The following is a 253-nucleotide window of genomic DNA, read 5'->3' as shown; positions in this document are numbered from 1 at the left end:
CAGAGCCAGAGCATGATCACACGGAAGATTTCGAAAGATTTGAAGCTCTTCTGGCACGGAAGGAAAAATTCGTTTTTCTCAGTCTGACGGCTGAAGAAGATGACCACGAGCACACCCAGGAGGAAAAGAAGCAAGTCTCTCTATGGATGAAAAAGCACAAGCAGGATCTTCGCACATACGTAAAAGGCATGGTTCATATTGAGCCCGGTGCAGCAAAACGCCTGGCGATGAGGGCGTTCGCGGGGGCCTTCTC

Annotated in this window: 1 pseudogene; it reads left to right on the top strand. The window is 50.2% G+C overall.

The features are described 5' to 3' along the window. Window positions 1-253: pseudogene (locus tag EOD29_RS36365) on the top strand (hypothetical protein); the annotation flags it as partial.

This window comes from Mesorhizobium sp. M1A.T.Ca.IN.004.03.1.1 (assembly GCF_003997555.1).
In the GTDB taxonomy this organism is placed as follows: domain Bacteria; phylum Pseudomonadota; class Alphaproteobacteria; order Rhizobiales; family Rhizobiaceae; genus Mesorhizobium.
This window is presented reverse-complemented; position numbering and strand designations above follow the sequence as displayed.